The sequence below is a fragment of the Benzoatithermus flavus genome, assembly GCF_037908215.1.
Taxonomy (GTDB): Bacteria; Pseudomonadota; Alphaproteobacteria; order Geminicoccales; family Geminicoccaceae; genus Benzoatithermus; species Benzoatithermus flavus.
Window position 1 is genome coordinate 16,817 of the sequence record NZ_JBBLZC010000002.1, and the last position, 17,452, is coordinate 34,268.

General features: G+C 69.2%; 13 protein-coding genes. 10 read left to right on the forward strand and 3 right to left on the reverse strand.

The features are described 5' to 3' along the window. Window positions 1–79 precede the first annotated feature (79 nt). From U1T56_RS02495 to prmC, 8 genes are all read left to right on the forward strand, one after another. Window positions 80–1,318, forward strand: coding sequence for an aspartate kinase (locus tag U1T56_RS02495; RefSeq protein ID WP_418157861.1), 1,239 nt, complete (start codon window positions 80–82; stop codon window positions 1,316–1,318). Window positions 1,319–1,323: 5 nt separating this feature from the next. Beyond that, window positions 1,324–2,376, forward strand: a complete 1,053-nt coding sequence (locus U1T56_RS02500; RefSeq protein WP_418157862.1) for an NAD(P)H-dependent flavin oxidoreductase — start codon at window positions 1,324–1,326, stop codon at window positions 2,374–2,376. Beyond that, entirely contained in the window at window positions 2,376–4,712 is a 2,337-nt protein-coding gene (gene ptsP, locus U1T56_RS02505; protein ID WP_418157863.1) for a phosphoenolpyruvate--protein phosphotransferase, read from the forward strand. The genes U1T56_RS02500 and ptsP overlap by 1 nt, the downstream gene beginning before the upstream one ends. Before the next feature lie 175 nt (window positions 4,713–4,887). Then, the gene (locus U1T56_RS02510) at window positions 4,888–5,907 is read left to right on the forward strand and encodes a helix-turn-helix domain-containing protein (RefSeq protein ID WP_418157864.1); all 1,020 of its coding nucleotides are present in this window, start codon (window positions 4,888–4,890) and stop codon (window positions 5,905–5,907) included. Window positions 5,908–5,992: 85 nt separating this feature from the next. After that, window positions 5,993–7,234 carry a flavodoxin-dependent (E)-4-hydroxy-3-methylbut-2-enyl-diphosphate synthase gene (gene ispG / locus U1T56_RS02515; RefSeq protein ID WP_418157865.1) on the forward strand — a complete coding sequence of 414 codons (1,242 nt, stop codon included), beginning with the start codon at window positions 5,993–5,995 and terminating at the stop codon, window positions 7,232–7,234. Window positions 7,235–7,261: 27 nt separating this feature from the next. Then, window positions 7,262–8,500, forward strand: coding sequence for a histidine--tRNA ligase (hisS, locus tag U1T56_RS02520; protein WP_418157866.1), 1,239 nt, complete (start codon window positions 7,262–7,264; stop codon window positions 8,498–8,500). A gap of 10 nt (window positions 8,501–8,510) precedes the next feature. Beyond that, window positions 8,511–9,587 carry a peptide chain release factor 1 gene (gene prfA / locus U1T56_RS02525; protein WP_418157867.1) on the forward strand — a complete coding sequence of 359 codons (1,077 nt, stop codon included), beginning with the start codon at window positions 8,511–8,513 and terminating at the stop codon, window positions 9,585–9,587. Next, entirely contained in the window at window positions 9,584–10,432 is an 849-nt protein-coding gene (prmC, locus tag U1T56_RS02530) for a peptide chain release factor N(5)-glutamine methyltransferase (RefSeq protein WP_418157868.1), read from the forward strand. Before prfA ends, prmC begins: the two co-directional genes overlap by 4 nt. On the opposite strand, the gene U1T56_RS02535 is transcribed toward prmC, so the two are convergent. From U1T56_RS02535 to U1T56_RS02545, 3 genes are all read right to left on the reverse strand, one after another. Continuing rightward, entirely contained in the window at window positions 10,429–12,351 is a 1,923-nt protein-coding gene (locus tag U1T56_RS02535) for an adenylate/guanylate cyclase domain-containing protein (protein ID WP_418157869.1), read from the reverse strand. The genes prmC and U1T56_RS02535 overlap by 4 nt on opposite strands. A 74-nt stretch (window positions 12,352–12,425) precedes the next feature. After that, on the reverse strand, window positions 12,426–12,641 hold the full coding sequence (locus U1T56_RS02540; protein ID WP_418157870.1) for a hypothetical protein: 216 nt from the start codon (window positions 12,639–12,641) through the stop codon (window positions 12,426–12,428). Between the two features lie 33 nt (window positions 12,642–12,674). Beyond that, on the reverse strand, window positions 12,675–14,906 hold the full coding sequence (locus U1T56_RS02545) for a mechanosensitive ion channel domain-containing protein (protein ID WP_418157871.1): 2,232 nt from the start codon (window positions 14,904–14,906) through the stop codon (window positions 12,675–12,677). A gap of 428 nt (window positions 14,907–15,334) precedes the next feature. Here U1T56_RS02545 and U1T56_RS02550 point away from each other — a divergent pair, with 428 nt between their 5' ends. Both U1T56_RS02550 and atpA read left to right on the forward strand, forming a co-directional pair. Then, a complete protein-coding gene (locus tag U1T56_RS02550) occupies window positions 15,335–15,895 on the forward strand; it encodes a F0F1 ATP synthase subunit delta (RefSeq protein ID WP_418157872.1) in 561 nt (186 codons plus the stop codon). Beyond that, entirely contained in the window at window positions 15,895–17,430 is a 1,536-nt protein-coding gene (gene atpA / locus U1T56_RS02555; RefSeq protein WP_418157873.1) for a F0F1 ATP synthase subunit alpha, read from the forward strand. The genes U1T56_RS02550 and atpA overlap by 1 nt, the downstream gene beginning before the upstream one ends. Window positions 17,431–17,452: the final 22 nt, after the last annotated feature.

The following is a 17,452-nucleotide window of genomic DNA, read 5'->3' on the forward strand; positions in this document are numbered from 1 at the left end:
GCCTTGTGATTAGAAGAGCGCGTCCTGTCCATCGAGCCGGCGGGCGTGGCCCGAACGACACGCTCCGCCGCAGCACGGAATGCGAGCTTCCTCCGTGACGCTGGTCGTGCAGAAGTATGGCGGCACCTCCGTCGCCGATCTAGACCGTATTCGCAACGTCGCGGCACGCATCAAGCGTCACGTGACCGCGGGCGAGAAGGTGGCCGTGGTGGTCTCGGCGATGGCCGGGACCACGAACCAGCTCGTGGGCTGGGTCCACGGGCTCGATGCCGCCGGCTATGATACCGCCGAATACGACCAGGTGGTGGCGAGCGGCGAGCAGGTGACCATCGGCCTCCTCGCGATCGCGCTCCAGACCATCGGCGTGCCGGCGCGATCGTTCCTGGGCTGGCAGGCCGGCATCAGGACGGATGCCGCCTACAGCAAGGCCCGCATCGTCGAGATCGACCCGAGGCCGGTGCTGGAGTGCCTCGATTCCGGCAAGGTGGCGGTGGTGGCGGGCTTTCAGGGCATCGGTCCCGAAGGCCGGGTGACCACGCTGGGCCGCGGCGGCTCCGACACCTCGGCCGTGGCGCTGGCCGCCGCGATCAAGGCGGAGCGCTGCGACATCTTCACCGATGTGGACGGGGTCTACACCACGGACCCGCGCATCGTCGCCAGGGCGAGGAAGCTCGAGCGCATCACCTACGAGGAGATGCTCGAGATGGCTTCGGTCGGGGCCAAGGTTCTGGAGACCCGCTCGGTGGCGCTCGCCATGCGCCATCACGTGCGGGTGCAGGTGCTCTCGAGCTTCGAGGACAAGCCGGGCACGCTGGTCGTCGATGAGGATGAGGTCGTGGAAAGCCAGATCGTCAGCGGGATCGCCTACAGCCGCAACGAGGCGCGGATCACCGTGCTCCGGGTCAAGGACCGGCCGGGCGTGGCGGCCGCCATCTTCGGGCCCTTGGCCGAGGCCAACATCAACGTCGACATGATCGTGCAGTCGGTCAGCCGCGACGGAGTCTACGCCAACCAGACCTTCACGGTGAGCAAGGCCGATCTGCCGCGGGCGCTCGCCGTCCTCGAGAAGGCGAAGGACGAGATCGGCTACGAGAGCATCCTCGCCGATTCGGACGTGGTGAAGATCTCGGTGATCGGGGTCGGCATGCGCAGCCATGCCGGCATCGCCCACAAGATGTTCGCCACGCTCGCCGCCAAGGGCATCAACATCCAGGCGATCTCGACCTCCGAGATCAAGGTGAGCGTGCTCATCGCCGAGGAGTATACCGAGCTGGCGCTACGCGCCCTACATACTGCCTACGGTCTCGACAAGGATTGAGCGCCATGGCGCCGGCACTGCCACGGCACGACCGCGTCGACCGGCTGTGGCAGCGCGGCCGGCGCTTTCTGGGCACCGAGCTCGCCATCATGGGCGGGGCGATGACCTGGGTCTCCGAGCGTCACCTCGTCTCCGCGATCAGCAACGAGGGCGGCTTCGGCGTCCTCGCCTGCGGCTCGATGGAACCCGCTCGGCTCGACGAGGAGATCGCCGCCACGGCGGTGCTCACCGACAGGCCGTTCGGCGTCAACCTCATCGTCATGCATCCGCAGCTCCTGGAGCTGGTCGAGGTCTGCCTCGACCGCAAGGTGGGGCACGTCGTGCTCGCGGGCGGGCTGCCGCCGCGCGATGCCATGCAGCGCCTGAAGGCGGGCGGTGCCAAGGTGATCTGCTTCGCGCCCGCTCTCCCCATCGCGAGAAAGCTGATCCGCGGCGGTGCCGATGCGCTCGTGATCGAGGGCATGGAGGCGGGCGGCCATATCGGTCCGGTCGCGACCTCCGTGCTGGCGCAAGAGATCCTCCCCCACGTCGACGAGGTGCCGGTGTTCGTGGCGGGCGGCATCGGCCACGGCGAGATGATCGCCGCCTATCTCCAGATGGGGGCCGCGGGCGTGCAGATGGGCACGGTGTTCGTCTGCGCGGAGGAATCCCGGGCGCACCCGGCCTTCAAGCAGGCCTTCATCCGGGCGTCCGCGCGCGACGCCGTCCCTTCGGTGCAGGTCGATCCCGAGTTCAAGGTGATCCCAGTGCGAGCCCTTGCCAATGCCGGCACGCGCCGCTTCACCGAGACCCAGATCGAGGTCATCGGCCGCTATCGCCGTGGCGAGCTCACCTACGAGGAGGCTTCGCTCGCCATCGAGCATTTCTGGGCAGGCGCGCTGCGCCGGGCCGTGGTCGATGGCGACGTCGAGAACGGCTCCCTGATGGCGGGCCAGAGTGTCGGCATGGTCAAGAAGATCCAGCCCGTGGCGGCGATCATGGCCGAGCTCGTCGGACAGGCCGAAGAGGCGCTGGCGCGGTGCTGTGGCGACCCGCCGCCAGCGGGCGCAGGCAGTTGATGTCGACCACGGGCGGGCGGGGCCTTCCCGACCACGCCGCGGAGGCCCGGCGCAGCATCGAGTTCTCGGCCTCGCGCCGGCTGCTCAAGCGGCTGGTCGAGGTGGTGGCCGAGCCGGTGACACCGCAGCAGCGGCTGGACCGGATCGTGCAACTCATCGCGGCCAACCTCGTGGCCGAGGTGTGCTCGGTCTATTTCAACCGGGCCGGCGACATCCTGGAGCTGTTCGCGACGGTGGGCCTGGCACCCGAGGCCGTGCACCGCACCCGGCTCGCCGTCGGCGAGGGCCTGGTCGGCACGATCGCGGCCCAGGGCAAGGTGATCAACACCGCCGACGCTCAGTCGCACCCCAACTTCGCCTACCGCCCCGAGACGCGGGAAGAGGTCTATCACTCGTTCCTGGGCGTGCCGATCCTGCGCGCCGGACGGGTGGTCGGCGTGCTCACGGTCCAGAACCGGGCCCGACGCGCCTATGCCGAGGACGAGATCGAGGCGATGCAGGTCATCGCCTCGCTGCTCGCCGAGATGTTCGGCTCGGGCGAGCTGATCGACCAGAGCAAGTATGCCGATCTGACCGTCGGGACCGCCGAGATGCGCCGGCTCGACGGGTTGCGGCTGGTCGAGGGCCTGGCGGTCGGGCGGGCCTGGCTGCACGAGCCCAGGGTCGAGGTGACCCGCCTGCTCGCCGACAGCCCGCAGGCCGAGATCGCCCGGCTCGAGGCCGCCATCACCGAGCTGCGCCAGTCGCTCGACGAGATGCTGGCCACGACCGATCTCGCCGGCGGCGAGCACCGCGAGGTGCTCGAGGCCTATATCATGTTCGCACACGATCTGGGCTGGCTCCGGCGGATCAAGGAGGCGATCGACACCGGTCTCTCGGCCGAGGCCGCCGTCCGCCGCGTGCAGGAGGAGACCCGTGTCCGCATCGGGCATGCGAGCGATCCCTATTTGCGTGAACGACTGATCGATCTCGACGATCTCGCCAACCGTCTTCTGCGCCATCTCGTCGGCAAGTCGCTCCGTCCCGACTCGACGCTGATGCCCGAGGACACGATCCTCGTTGCCCGCAATCTCGGTGCCGCCGATCTCCTCGAGTACGACCGCGCCAAGCTGCGCGGGGTGGTGCTCGAGGAGGGATCGAAGACCGCCCACGTCACCATCGTGGCGCGTGCGATCGGCATCCCGATGCTGGGCCGCGTCGACGGGGCGATGAGCATCATCGACCAGGGCAACATGCTGGCGCTGGACGGCGACAACGGCCAGCTTTTCGTCCGGCCGAACGACGAGATCCTGCAGTCGTTCCAGAGTGCCATGAGGACGCGCACCGAGCAGCGCGACCTCTACGAGCAGATCCGGGCGCTCCCTTCGGTGACGCAGGACGGCATTCCGATCTCGCTCTCGATCAACGCCGCGTTCCTCGTCGACTTCGCCGAGATGGAGAGGGTGGGGGCGGAGGGCTGCGGACTGTTCCGGACCGAGCTCGCCTTCATGACCCGGAGCCGGTTCCCCGACACGGACAGCCAGGCCGCGCACTACCGCGAGGTGCTCGATCAGGCGCACGGCCGGCCCGTCGTGTTCCGCACGCTCGACGTCGGCAGCGACAAGCACCTGCCCTACTGGCGGATGCCGCCCGAGGACAACCCCGCCATGGGCTGGCGCGCCATCCGCATGACGCTCGACCGGCCGACCGTGCTGCGCTCGCAGCTCAGAGCGCTCCTCAAGGCCGCGGCGGGACGCGTGCTTCACGTCATGTTCCCGATGATCGCGGAGGTTGCCGAGCTCGAGGCGGCGCGGCGGCTGCTCGACATGGAGATCGAGCGCGCCACCGCTCGGGGAGCCGAGCTGCCCGAGCGGATCGAGGTCGGCGCCATGCTCGAGGTGCCCTCGCTCTACTGGCAGCTCCCGGCGCTTCTGAAGCGCGTGGACTTCGTCTCGGTCGGCAGCAACGACCTGTTCCAGTTCCTGTTCGCCTGCGACCGCGGCAACCCGGCGCTCGTCGACCGCTACGACGTTCTGTCGCCTCCGGCTCTGAGCTTCTTTCGCGACCTGATCGAGCGCTGCCGCGCGGCGGGGGTGCGACTATCGGTCTGTGGCGAGATGGCGAGCCGCCCGCTCGAGGCTATGGCCTTGATCGGCCTGGGTTTACGCCACCTTTCGCTCGCGCCGAGCGAGGTCGGCCCGGTGAAAGCGATGTTGCGTAGCATCGACGTCGGCCGCCTCGAGCAGTATCTGCGGCGCCTCTTGGATCTGCCCGACCACAGCTTACGTGGAAGGTTGCAGGCCTACGCCCAGGATCACGGTGTGGTGTTGCCGATGAGTGTCTATCAGCCCTTCTGAAGGGGGCAACCCCAGGTCGAGATCGCGATCGGGTTTGGCGGGCAGGTGACATTTTGCTAAGGAAAGCACAGCCGGCCGGACCCGTTTTCCTGCTACGGTTTCAACAAGGTCCCACCTGATGTTCACTCTACGTGGCAGAACGCCTGTAGCGCAGCAGGGCCAGAACGACGAGGCGTTGAGGTCGATCGGTCAGGAGCTCTACCAGGCTCGCACCGCGCGTGGTGAGGACCTGTTCGACGTCGCCGCCTATCTCCGTATCCGGCCGGCCTACCTGACGGCCCTCGAGCAGGGAGACATCCGCGGCATTCCCGGCCGTCCCTACGCGATTGGCTTTCTGCGCAGCTACGGCGATTATCTCGGGCTCGACGGCAAGGCGCTGGTGGAGCGGCTCAAGGCCGCCGTCAGCGACGTGACCGCACCACCCGAGCTTAGCTACCGCGAGCCCCTGAGCGAGAGCCGGCGTCCCACCGCGGCGCTGGTCACGGCCTCGCTCATGCTGGCGACGGCCCTCTATGCCGGCTATCACGTGCTCTCCGTCGAGCGGTCGACGGCGCCGGAGCAGGTTGCGGAAGCGCCGGGCGAGCTCGGCGAGCTCGCCCGGAGCGTGCTCGCGAGCCGCGATCCGGGGCCGAGCGGGCCGGTCGAGCCTGCGACACCCGCCCCGACGGCGGGTGCCGCTGCGCCCGCACCTCCCACTTCGCAGGTGCCTGCGACGGCGGCTGCTTCTACCGTGCCGGCAGCGGTTGCCCAGGCCGAGCCGCCGGCGAGCCCGGTGAAGCCGAACGTCACGCCCGACGTGACGAGCGCCGTAGCAGCCGAGAGCAACACGGCAGGAGCGGGCGGCGCGCCGGTGCTGCTGGCAGCGCTCGATGCCGACCAGGCGCCGCCCGCAGCATCTGCCGTCGCCGGCCAGAGCCAGGACGGCCGGGTGGTGATCCTCGCCCACGAAAGCAGTTGGCTGCAGGTGCGAAGCGCCAGCCGCGACTATGTGCGGACGCGCACCCTGCAGGCGGGCGAGCGCTTCGCCCTGCCCGACCGCACCGATCTTGCCTTGTGGACCGGCAATGCCGGCGGGATCGAGATCCTGGTCGACGGGCAGAGCGTGGGCCGCCTCGGCGAGAGCGGCGCGGTGATCAAGAATCTGCCGCTCGCTCCCGACAGCCTGAAACAGCGAATGGCCGCGGCTGCGCGCTGAGCCGGCGAGAGCGCTTGCAGCAAAGGACCGGTCGGGCCATATCGCTGCCGACGGAACGCGGGCGGCCTCAGGATACGATTCGGGCATGGTGGCACTGACAGAGCGGCAACGGCACCGCACCCATGCGGTGCGCGTCGGCAAGGTGGTGGTCGGCGGCGGCGCGCCGGTGGTCGTCCAGTCCATGACCAACACCGACACGGCCGACATCGACGCCACCACCCGGCAGGTGCTGGAGCTGGCGCGGGCCGGCTCCGAGATCGTCCGGGTGACGGTCAACAACGACGCGGCGGCGCGCGCCGTCCCGTTCATCCGCGAGCGGCTCGACATTCTCGGCTGCGACGTGCCGCTCGTGGGCGACTTCCACTACAACGGCCACCGCCTTTTGAGCGAGCATCCCGATCTCGGCAAGGCGCTCGCCAAGTTCCGCATCAATCCCGGCAACGTGGGCTTCGGCGAGAAGCGCGACCGCCAGTTCGAGATGATGATCGAGGCGGCGCTGCGCTTCGATCGACCCGTGCGGATCGGCGTCAATTGGGGCAGCCTCGACCAGGATCTGGCGGCGCGCCTCATGGACCAGAACGCGGCCGCGCCCGATCCCAAGCCCGCCGACTTCGTCCTGCGCGAGGCGCTGGTGCGCTCGGCGCTGGACAGCGCCGCTTACGCCGAGCGGCTGGGGCTCGGGGCCGACCGCATCGTGATCTCGGTCAAGGTCAGCCGGGTGCAGGATCTGGTCGCGGTCTATCGCGAGCTCGCCCGCCGCTCCGCTTACGCGCTCCATGTCGGCCTGACCGAGGCCGGGATGGGCATCAAGGGCATCGCCGCCACCGCGGCCGGCCTCTCGCTCCTCCTGCAGGAGGGGATCGGCGACACGATCCGCGCCTCCTTGACCCCGCGCCCGAACGAGCCGCGTACCAACGAGGTCGTGCTCTGCCAGGAGGTACTGCAGGCGCTGGGCTTGCGCTCCTTCACGCCGCAGGTCGCCGCCTGCCCGGGCTGCGGCCGCACCACGAGCACCTTCTTCCAGGACTTGGCTGACCGCATCCAGACCTGGCTTCGGGAGCAGATGCCGGTCTGGCAGATCCGCTATCCCGGTGTCGAGACCATGAACGTCGCCGTCATGGGCTGCATCGTCAACGGCCCAGGCGAGAGCAAGCACGCCGATATCGGCATCAGCCTGCCCGGCACCGGCGAGAGCCCGGTGGCACCCGTCTTCATCGACGGCAGGAAGGCGCACACGCTGCGCGGCGAGCGGATCGCCGAGGAGTTTCAGGCCATCGTCGAGGCCTATGTCGAGCGTCGCTACGGCCGTGCGCCGGCCGACGCCTGACCCATGAGCCAGCATCAGGCGAGATCCATGAGCCAGCTTCGCCCGGCCCGCGGCACCCACGATCTTCTCGGCGAGGAGCTCCTGCGCCATCGCCACGTCGCCGCAACCGGCCGCGAGATCGCGCGCCGCTACGGGTACGGCGAGATCGCCACGCCGATCTTCGAGTTCACCGAGGTGTTCCAGCGCACGCTCGGCGAGACCTCGGACATCGTCACGAAGGAGATGTACACCTTCGAGGACCGCGGCGGCGACCGGCTCACGCTCAGACCCGAGAACACGGCGAGCGTCGTGCGCGCGGTGATCTCGGGCGGCCTCGCCCAGGAGCTGCCGCAGAAGTTCTTCTACTACGGCCCGATGTTCCGCTACGAGCGGCCGCAGAAGGGGCGCCTGCGTCAGTTCCACCAGATCGGCGTCGAGCTGATCGGCTCGTCCGAGCCCATGGCCGACGTCGAGGTGATAGCGCTCGGCGCCCACATCCTGGAGGCGCTCGGCGTTCTGCCGCAGACCGTGCTCGAGCTCAACACGCTGGGCGACCGCGAGAGCCGGCAGGCCTATCGCGAGGTGCTGGTGCGCTATCTCGAAGACCATAAAGACAGGCTCTCCAGGGACAGCCTCGCCCGGCTCGAGCGCAATCCCATGCGCATCCTCGACAGCAAAGACGAGGGCGATAGGGCCGTGGTGGCCGAAGCACCGCTCCTGCACGACTATCTGAACCAGGCGAGCCGGGACTTCTTCGCGCGCGTGCAGGAAGGCCTCGCGCAGCTCGGCGTCGCCTTCCAGCTCAGCCCCAGGCTCGTGCGCGGCCTCGACTACTACACCCACACCGCGTTCGAGTTCACGACGACGGCCCTGGGCGCTCAGGGTGCGGTCATGGCGGGCGGGCGCTACGACGGCCTCATGCGCGAGATGGGCGGCCCGGACGTGCCGGGTGTCGGCTGGGCCGCAGGCGTGGAGCGGCTCGCCATGCTGCTGCCCGAAGCGCCGGCACAGCCGCGCCCCGTCGCCATCGTGCCGATCGGTCCTGAGGCCGAGGCCGAGGCGTGGAGGCTCGCCGACAAGCTGCGCCGGGCCGGCATCGCGGTCGATCTCGCCTTCAAGGGCAAGCCAGGCCAGCGCATGAAGCGCGCGGACCGGATCGGTGCCCGCTTCGCCGTCTCGATCGGCAGCGACGAGCTCGCGCGCGGTGTGGTGAAGCTGCGCGATCTCGACAGCGGCGCGGAAGAGGAGCTGAGCCAGGAAGCGCTTCCCGCCCGGCTCGCCGGGTGAGGGCAGGGCGATGGCCGTCCCCGCGTTCGATGCGAAGCTCGATCAGATCCTCGCCCGCCACGACGAGCTGCAGGCCCTGCTCGCCGAGGCCTCGCCTGGCGTTTACGCCAAGCTCGCGAAGGAGTTCTCCGATCTCGGGCCGGTGGTGGAGGGGATCGAGGCCTACCGCAACGCCCGCAAGGAGATCGCCGATCTCGACGCCATCTTACGCGATCCCGCGACCGACGCGGAGATGAAGGAGCTGGCGCTCGAGGAACGACGCGCGCTCGAGGCCAGGCTGCCGGAGCTCGAGCGGCAGGTGCGCATTCTGCTCCTGCCCAAGGACGCGGCCGACGAGAAGAGCGCCATCCTCGAGATCCGCGCCGGCACGGGCGGCGAGGAGGCGGCGCTGTTCGCGGGCGATCTCCTGCGCATGTACCAGCGCTATGCCGACCTCAAGCGCTGGCGGTTCGAGATCCTCTCGCTCAGCGAGAGCGATCTCGGCGGCATCAAGGAGGTGGTGGCCGAGATCTCGGGGCAGGGCGTGTTCGCGCGGCTCAAGTACGAGGCCGGCGTGCATCGCGTGCAGCGCGTGCCGGCCACCGAGGCGCAAGGACGCATCCACACCTCGGCTGCGACCGTGGCCGTGCTGCCCGAGGCCGAGGACGTCGACATCACGATCGACGAGAAGGATTTGCGGGTCGACGTCTACCGAGCGAGCGGGGCGGGCGGCCAGCACGTCAACCGGACCGAGAGCGCCGTGCGCATCACGCACATCCCGACCGGGCTGGTCGTCGCGATCCAGGACGAGAAGTCGCAGCACAAGAATCGGGCCAAGGCCATGAAGATCCTGAAGGCCCGGCTCTACGAGCAGGAGTACCTGGCGCGCGAATCCGAGCGGGCCGCGAGCCGCAAGGGCCAGGTCGGCTCGGGGGACCGCTCCGAGCGCATCCGCACCTACAACTTCCCGCAGAACCGGGTCACCGACCACCGGATCAACCTCACCCTCTACAAGCTCGACCAGGTGATCGCGGGCGACGCGCTCGACGAGGTGATCGAGCCCTTGATCGCCGAGGATCAAGCCGCAAGGCTCGCGGAGGCCGGTTGATCACGGCGGGCGATCTCCTCGCCGAGGGAACCGGGGCGCTGGCAGCCGCCGGGATCGGGAACCCGCGCTTCGAGGCGCGCCTTCTGCTCGAGGCCGCTACCGGCCGCTCCCGCGCGCGGCTCGTGACCGAGCCGGCCGAACCCGTGCCGGTACACGAGACCCAGGCCTTTCGCGCTCTTCTCGCCCGCCGCGCCACGCGCGAGCCCATGGCTTATATCCTGGGCCGGGCCGAGTTCTGGAGCCTGCCGTTCGCCGTGGGTCCGGGCGTGCTCGTGCCGCGTGCCGACACCGAGACCCTGATCGAGGCAGCCCTTGCCGCCTTTCCCGACCGCGGCCGACCCTTGCGGCTCCTCGACATCGGCGTCGGCTCGGGCTGCCTGCTCCTGACCCTTCTGCACCTGTTCCCGAACGCGCGCGGGCTCGGCACCGACACGAGCGAGACGGCGCTGGCCTGCACGCGGCGCAACGCCGAGCGGCTCGGCGTCGATTCCCGGCTGGAACTGGTCGAGACGGCCTGGGCGGAAGGTGTTTCCGGCCCGTTCGATCTCGTCGTCAGCAACCCGCCCTATATCCCGACGGCCGAGATCGCCGGGCTCGAGCCGGAGGTGAGCCTGTTCGAGCCGCGTGCGGCGCTGAATGGCGGCGCGGACGGCCTCGACGCCTACCGGGCGATCCTCCCCGACCTGCCGCGGCTCCTGGCACCGGAAGGCACGGCACTCCTCGAGATCGGCAAGGATCAGGAGAAGGTCCTGATTCCGATGGCCGAGGCGCTGGGCTTCGCGGTCACGACCCGGTGCGATCTCGCCGACATCGTACGCTGCCTGCGGCTCCTGCGGCCCCGCTAGCTCGGCCTGTCGGGCACGCCTGCCGCGTGCAGCGCGGCGAGGTAGCGGCCGAGGAAGCCTTGGTCCTTGTAGGGGTTGCTCCGCCGCAGAGCGTCGAGATCGAGCGACGGGCTCAGCTCCATGAGCCGCGCAGCGGCCGAACGCGCTTCGGGCATCCGGCCAGCCAGCCCGTAGCAGGCGGCCAGGAACTGATAGTCGATCGCCGCCGGCTGGCTCACCTTGCGCAAGAATGCGATGCCTTCCTCGTATTGGCCCTTGCTGCAGTAGGCCCTGCCCAGCTCGCTGAACATCCATCCGACGCTCCGCGGCTTCTCGGCGATGACCTCGTTCAGGGACGCGATCGCCGCATCGGGCATGCCCGCGAACACCAGGACACGGGCGAGATCGGCGCGGGTCGATTGATCGGTGGGAGCTGCCGCCAGCGTGGCCTCGCGCTCCGCCAGCGCTGCGGCATGATCCCTCTCGGTGTAGAGGTTCGCGAGCGCCATCAGCCAGTGGCCGTGCCACTGCGCCAGCGCCGGCAGGTCCGGCCGCTGCATTCCCTCCTTGCCGAGCCGGTAGGCCTCGGCGAGGTCCCGGTCGGGATCGGCACTCTGGCCGCGATCGAAGCGCTGCATGTAGGTCCAGCCGAGCTTGATCCGCATCAGCCCGGAATCGGGAAAGCGCTGCAGGCCTTCGAGCGCCACCTGGCGTGCTTGATCGAGCTTCTCCGGATCGTCGGAGACGATGAGATCGTGGATGCGGAGGAAATAGTCGTACTCCTCGAGGCTCGCCTTGGGCTTGCTCCACACCCGGCGATAGTCGGCCTCGCGGATCTGGCCGTGGAAACCACCCAGAGCGCTCATGACCTTCTGTGTCACCGCGTCTTGGAGTGCGAAAATATCGGAGCCCTCGCCGTCGTAGCGCTCGGCCCAGACATGATTGCCCGTCGTGGCGTCGATGAGCTGGGCGGTGATCCGCACCTTGTCGCCGCCGCGGCGCACGCTGCCCTCGAGCGCGTAGCGCACACCCAGATCACGCGCGATGCTGCGCACGTCGACGGCCTTGCCCTTGTAGGCGAAGGCCGTGTTGCGCGCGGCCACGCGCAGCTCCGGGTTGCGCGCGAGCTGGGTGGTGAGGTCCTCGGTCAGCCCGTCGCTGAAATAGTCGAGCTCCAGATCGCCGCTCATGTTCGCAAACGGCAGCACGATCAAGGTCGGCTCGGCCGGAAGCGCCGTCGTCGAGGCATCGGCCGTCTGTCTCTCGCCGGGCTCGGTCCCGGCCACCGGCGACCGCAAGCCGTACCAGGCTCCTGCACTGGCCAAGCCCAAGACCAGCAACACGGCGGCTGCCCAGACGACCCAGCGATTCGGGGCCCGGCTCGCGGTGTGGGCCGGCCAGCCCACCGCCCCTTCCGGCCGAACACGCCAGACGCCGACCGGAGCGGAGATGTTCTTGACCTTCTGCTCGCCCATGGGCGCGAAGGCGAGCGCGAGCTTGTTTCGGACCTCCTCGTAGGTGTTGCGGCTGAGGCAGATGCCGCCCGGCTCGGCCAGGGTCTGCAGGCGGGCGGCGATGTTCACCCCGTCGCCATAGATGTCGCCGTCCTCGAGGATGATGTCACCGACGTTGATCCCGAGCCGGAAGCGGATCTTGTCCTGCTCCGGCACGTCCCGCTCGCGCTCGGCGATCCCGGCCTGCAGCGCGACGGCGCAGGCCACCGCCTCGACGGCACTCGGGAACTCGACCAGGGCGCCGTCGCCCATCAGCTTGACCACGCGCCCTTGGTGGGCCGCGACCAGGGGTTCCAGGAACGCCTGGCGATGCGCCCTGAGGCGGGCGAGCGTTCCCACCTCGTCCCGCTCCATCAGGCGCGAGTAGCCGACCACGTCGGCAGCGAGGATCGCCGCGAGGCGCCGTTCCGTTGCGGAAGCCTGCATCGGTACCTCCCCATCCGGGGTGATCGACCATGCTAGCTTGGCAGGAGGAGCCGGGCAAAGCGGAAAGGATCGGGCTAGCAGGTCCCGCGATCCTGATCGGGCGGCTCCGCTGCGGCCGCGGCCTGCACCGCGGCCCGGATCACGGCACGGTCGATGTGCGCCCAGATCGCTGCCACCTCGTCGGTCGCGGCCTCGATCAGCGCTGCGTCCACATGACCCGCCGCTCGCGCCGCGGCGATGGCGCGGCGCGCGGCGTGCTCGAGGTCGCGCTCCTCGGGACGGCACATCATGGCCGCAAGCCTACGCCCGTTGCCATCCGGCGCTCAAGCCGCGGGTTTCTGCGTGGCCTCGAGCATGGCCTGCGCCGCAGCGGCGGTGCTCTCGCCGCCCGCGACCTGCACCGTCGGATAGGCGAACTTGATCCCGTTCTCGGCGAAGGCTTTCTTGATGAGGGCCAGCGCCTTGCGGCGGATCACGAACTGCTCGCCGGGTTTGGTCGTCATCTTGAGCCGGATCTTGATCGCGAAGTCGGCATATTCCTCGACACCCTGCATCTTCAGGGTCTCGATGATGTTGGGCGCCAGCTCGGGATCGGCCGCGAGCTCCTTGCCGATCTGCTTGATGATCCTCTTCGCCTTGTCGAGGTCGGTGTCGTAGGTGACGCCCAGGGTCAGCTTGTCGATCACCCAGTCGCGCGAATAGTTCGTGATCGTGTGCAGCGAGCCGAACGGCACGGTGTGCAGGTAGCCGCGGTGGTGGCGCAGCTTGACCGAGCGCAAGGAGAACGATTCCACCGTGCCGCGGATGTTGCCGCTCTCGATGTACTCGCCGACCCGGAACGCGTCGTCGAGCAGGAAGAACACGCCCGAGATGATGTCTTTGACGAGTGTCTGAGCGCCGAAGCCGATGGCCACACCGACCACGCCGGCACCGGCGAGGAGCGGCCCGATCTGCACGCCCAGGGCCGAGAGCGCCATCAGGCCCGCCGTGACGATCACCAGCACGAACAGGATGTTGCGCACGATCGGCAGCAGCGTGCGCAGCCGCGCCTGTCGTCGCGCCTCGTCCGTATCGGCATCGGCCGGCGAGGTCGCCCGCTGGATGCGGCAGTCGATGTCGGCCCGGGCCAGATGCCAGACGAGATCGGCCAGGAGAACGATGACGACGGCGTTGAGAGCGCCTGCGAGCAGGCGGGTCGACATGGTATCGCGGCTGGTGATCGAGGCGAGATCGAGGTCCCACGCCCAGGCCAGGAGCCACGCCGCGCCGATGATCAGGAGTGCCCGCAGGCCACGCTCGAGCAGGATGGCTGTGAGCGGCGGGGTGACGGCATCGCTTGCCGTGGCGCCGGGCGGCCGCAGCAGGTGGTCGACCGAGCGCTTGACGAGCCCGATCGCGAGCGGCAAGCCGGCCGCGACCACGGCGAGCCAGAAGGCCGGCATCGCCGCCGCCACCCAGAGCAGCCACAAGAGCACGAAGTAGGCCGAGACGAGCCAGGGACCGCTGCGCGACGCCGGGGCATCGCTGCCTGCAGCGGGCTCGCCCGGTGCGGGGCGGTGCCAGGCGACGTAAAGGCCGATCGCGAGGAGACCGAGGCCCAGCGTGTAGGCGGCGAGCAGGCGCACGGCCGGGTCGGTGCCCAGCGTGCGCAGGAGGCCTATCGTCACGTAGCCGAAAGCGAACCAGCCGACCGCGGCGCCGAGCCAGCGATGCCAGAACCGTGCCGCCTCGGTCGTCATCGGCACGATGCGGAACCGGGCCACGTCGTCCGTGGACCGGCGGCCGCCGGGAGCGAGGAGAAAGCGGCCGACCACGAGCGAGAGGCGCAGGCTCAGGAAGGCGAGGAGATAGCCCAGCACGATCTCCTTCAGAAGCGGCGGCCACTCGAACGCCAGGAAGGCGCCGACGCTGCCGAGCGCGAAGGCGGTGACGAGGCCGAGACCGAAGGCGAAGCGGGTGCCCACCGTGTGCAGGCGTTCGGCTACGGTAGCGAGCGGTGCCGAGCCGATCCGTGCCCGGATGCCGGTCGTAGCCCGCCAGAACAGCCACTCGACGCCGAAGCCGAGGGCGATGAAGGCGGCGATCAGGGGCAGGACCTGGAAAAGGCCGCGCTCCTCGAACTCGAGCGAGAGCACGAGCCAAGCACGCTCCAGCTCGGCCGGCACCTTCGGCACCGCCTCGGCGAGCCGCTGGAGATGATCCCGCAGCGCCGTCAGCCGGGCAGCCACGAAATGTTGCGGTGAGTCGGAAAGCGCATTCCCGGGCACGGCCGGCTGGGCCGGGCTTTCGCCCACAGGTGGTGGCACGGCCACGGGCTGCTGCTCGAGCCAGGCGCGCACGCTCGGCCGGGCGAGCAGGCGCAGGAGCTCTTGGACCTCCGTGGGCGGCGCCGGCTCCCCGGCATCCTGGGCCGTTGCCGGCGAGGCGGCGAGCATCGCCGCCAGCGCCACGGCGAGGATCGTGGTCGAGGTACGTATCGCCTCCATGACGTCGCCCCGCTTGCTCCGCCGCAGATTCTCATCTTGTAGCAGCTCGGGGCCGGGCTGTCGTCGCATGACGCTGTTGTCACGATCGCGACATGGATTACGATAATGGAGGGTCGTGCAGGCCGCACCGACCATGCTATGGTCGCGAGCGCGACCGGGTGGCACCGGCCGCTCCGCTCGAGCCCGCTCCCCACGGCGGCATCCGTGCCCGGGAGCGCTCGCGGTCGGCGGCGCGCCCTCGTAGTGGTCGCGATGCGCTCTCCTCGTCAGGATCATGGGAGGCAGGCCGTTCGGGCAGCGGCCTGCGGGAGGCCATTGGAATGCCAGAGAGATGACGGCTCTGCTGCGGCAAACCGCCTTAGCGGCCATTTGGGCGCTTGGCTTGTCGTGCCCTAGGGCCGTGTGTTATCTGCAGCGCGCCTTTCGCGGGGGAGAGGCACGATCGTGCCGCACGCCCCTCACGGGCGCACTCTCGCAGCAAGTCGGGGAAGCAGAGATTGCCTGCTAGCACCGCTATGGCATCGGGCGTTGCCGGTCGCTACGCCACGGCCCTATTCGAGCTCGCCTCCGAGCGCAGCGCCCTCGAGCAGGTCGAGCGCGACCTGGCGGCGCTCGATCGCGCCATCGCCGAGAGCGCGGATCTGAAGCGGCTGATATCGAGCCCGATCGTCAGCCGCGAGGACCAGGCGCGGGCGATGGAGGCTCTGTCCGATCAGCTCGGCCTCGGTCGGATCGTCAAGAATTTCCTGGGCGTCATCGCCGAGCGGCGCCGCCTCGCGGCGCTGCCGGCCATGATCGCCGCATTCAACCGTCTTCTCGCCCAGCACCGGGGCGAGGAGACCGCCGAGGTGACCTCGGCGGTGCCGCTCGACGAGGCGCAGCTGGCGAGCATCAAGGACGCCGTGGCCGCCTATGCCGGGCGGCCCGTGCAGCTCACGACCTCGGTCGACCCGGGGCTGCTCGGTGGGCTCGTCGTCCGCATCGGTTCGCGCATGATCGATGCGTCACTCAAGACCAAGCTACAGCATCTCGAGCTGTCGATGAGAGGGGTTCGCTGATGGATATCCGAGCGGCCGAAATCTCTGCTGTCCTCAAGGAGCAGATCGCCAATTTCGGGACCGAGGCCGAGATGGCCGAGGTCGGCCGCGTGCTGTCGGTGGGTGACGGCATCGCTCGCGTCTACGGCCTGGACGAGGTCCAGGCCGGCGAGATGGTCGAGTTCGAGGACGGCACCCGTGGCATGGCGCTGAACCTCGAGAACGACAATGTCGGTGTCGTGATCTTCGGCAGCGACCGCAACATCCACGAGGGCGGCACGGTCAAGCGGACCAAGTCGATCGTGGACGTGCCGGTCGGCAAGGCGCTTTTGGGTCGCGTCGTCGACGCGCTCGGCAACCCGATCGACGGCAAGGGCCCGATCCAGGCCACCGAGCGGCGGCTGGTCGAGGTGAAGGCGCCGGGCATCATCCCGCGGCGCTCGGTGCACGAGCCGATGCTGACCGGGCTCAAGGCCGTCGACGCCCTGATCCCGATCGGCCGCGGCCAGCGCGAGCTCATCATCGGCGACCGCCAGACCGGCAAGTCGGCGATCGCGATCGACACTTTCATCAACCAGAAGCGCTACAACGAGCAGGCGGGTGACGACGAGAGCAAGAAGCTCTACTGCATCTACGTCGCCGTCGGCCAGAAGCGCTCGTCGGTGGCGCGCTTCGTCAAGACGCTCCAGGATCACGGCGCTCTCGACTACTCGATCGTCGTCGCGGCCACTGCTTCCGATCCGGCGCCGATGCAGTTCCTCGCCCCCTACGCCGGCTGCGCCATGGGCGAGTTCTTCCGCGACAACGGCATGCACGCCGTGATCGTCTACGACGATCTCTCGAAGCAGGCCACGGCCTACCGCCAGATGTCGCTGCTGCTCCGCCGCCCGCCCGGCCGCGAGGCGTTTCCCGGCGACGTGTTCTACCTCCACTCGCGCCTGCTCGAGCGCGCCGCGAAGATGAACGAGGCCAATGGCGGCGGCTCGCTGACGGCGCTGCCCGTGGTCGAGACCCAGGCCAACGACGTGTCGGCCTACATCCCGACCAACGTGATCTCGATCACCGACGGTCAGATCTTCCTCGAGACGACGCTGTTCTACCAGGGCATCAGGCCCGCGGTGAACGTCGGCCTCTCGGTGAGCCGCGTGGGCTCTTCGGCCCAGACCAAGGCCATGAAGAAGGTCGCGGGCACGATCAAGCTCGAGCTCGCCCAGTACCGCGAGATGGCGGCGTTCGCGCAGTTCGCCTCCGACCTCGACGCGGCGACACAGCGCCTCCTCAACCGCGGCGCGCGTCTGACCGAGCTCCTGAAGCAGCCGCAGTACCAGCCGATGCCGATGGAGGAGGAGGTCGCGGTGATCTTCGCCGGCGTGAACGGCTATCTCGACACGCTGAAGGTCTCGGACGTGCGGCGGTTCGAGGAGCAGTTCCTGGCCGAGATCCGGGCCAATGGCAGGGACATCCTCGAGACGATCCGCACCACGGGCAATCTCGACGCCGACACCGAGAAGAAGCTCCGCGCGCTCCTCGACCGGTTCGCGCAGCGCTTCTCCTGAGCCGGGGCGGTAGCAGCACGCC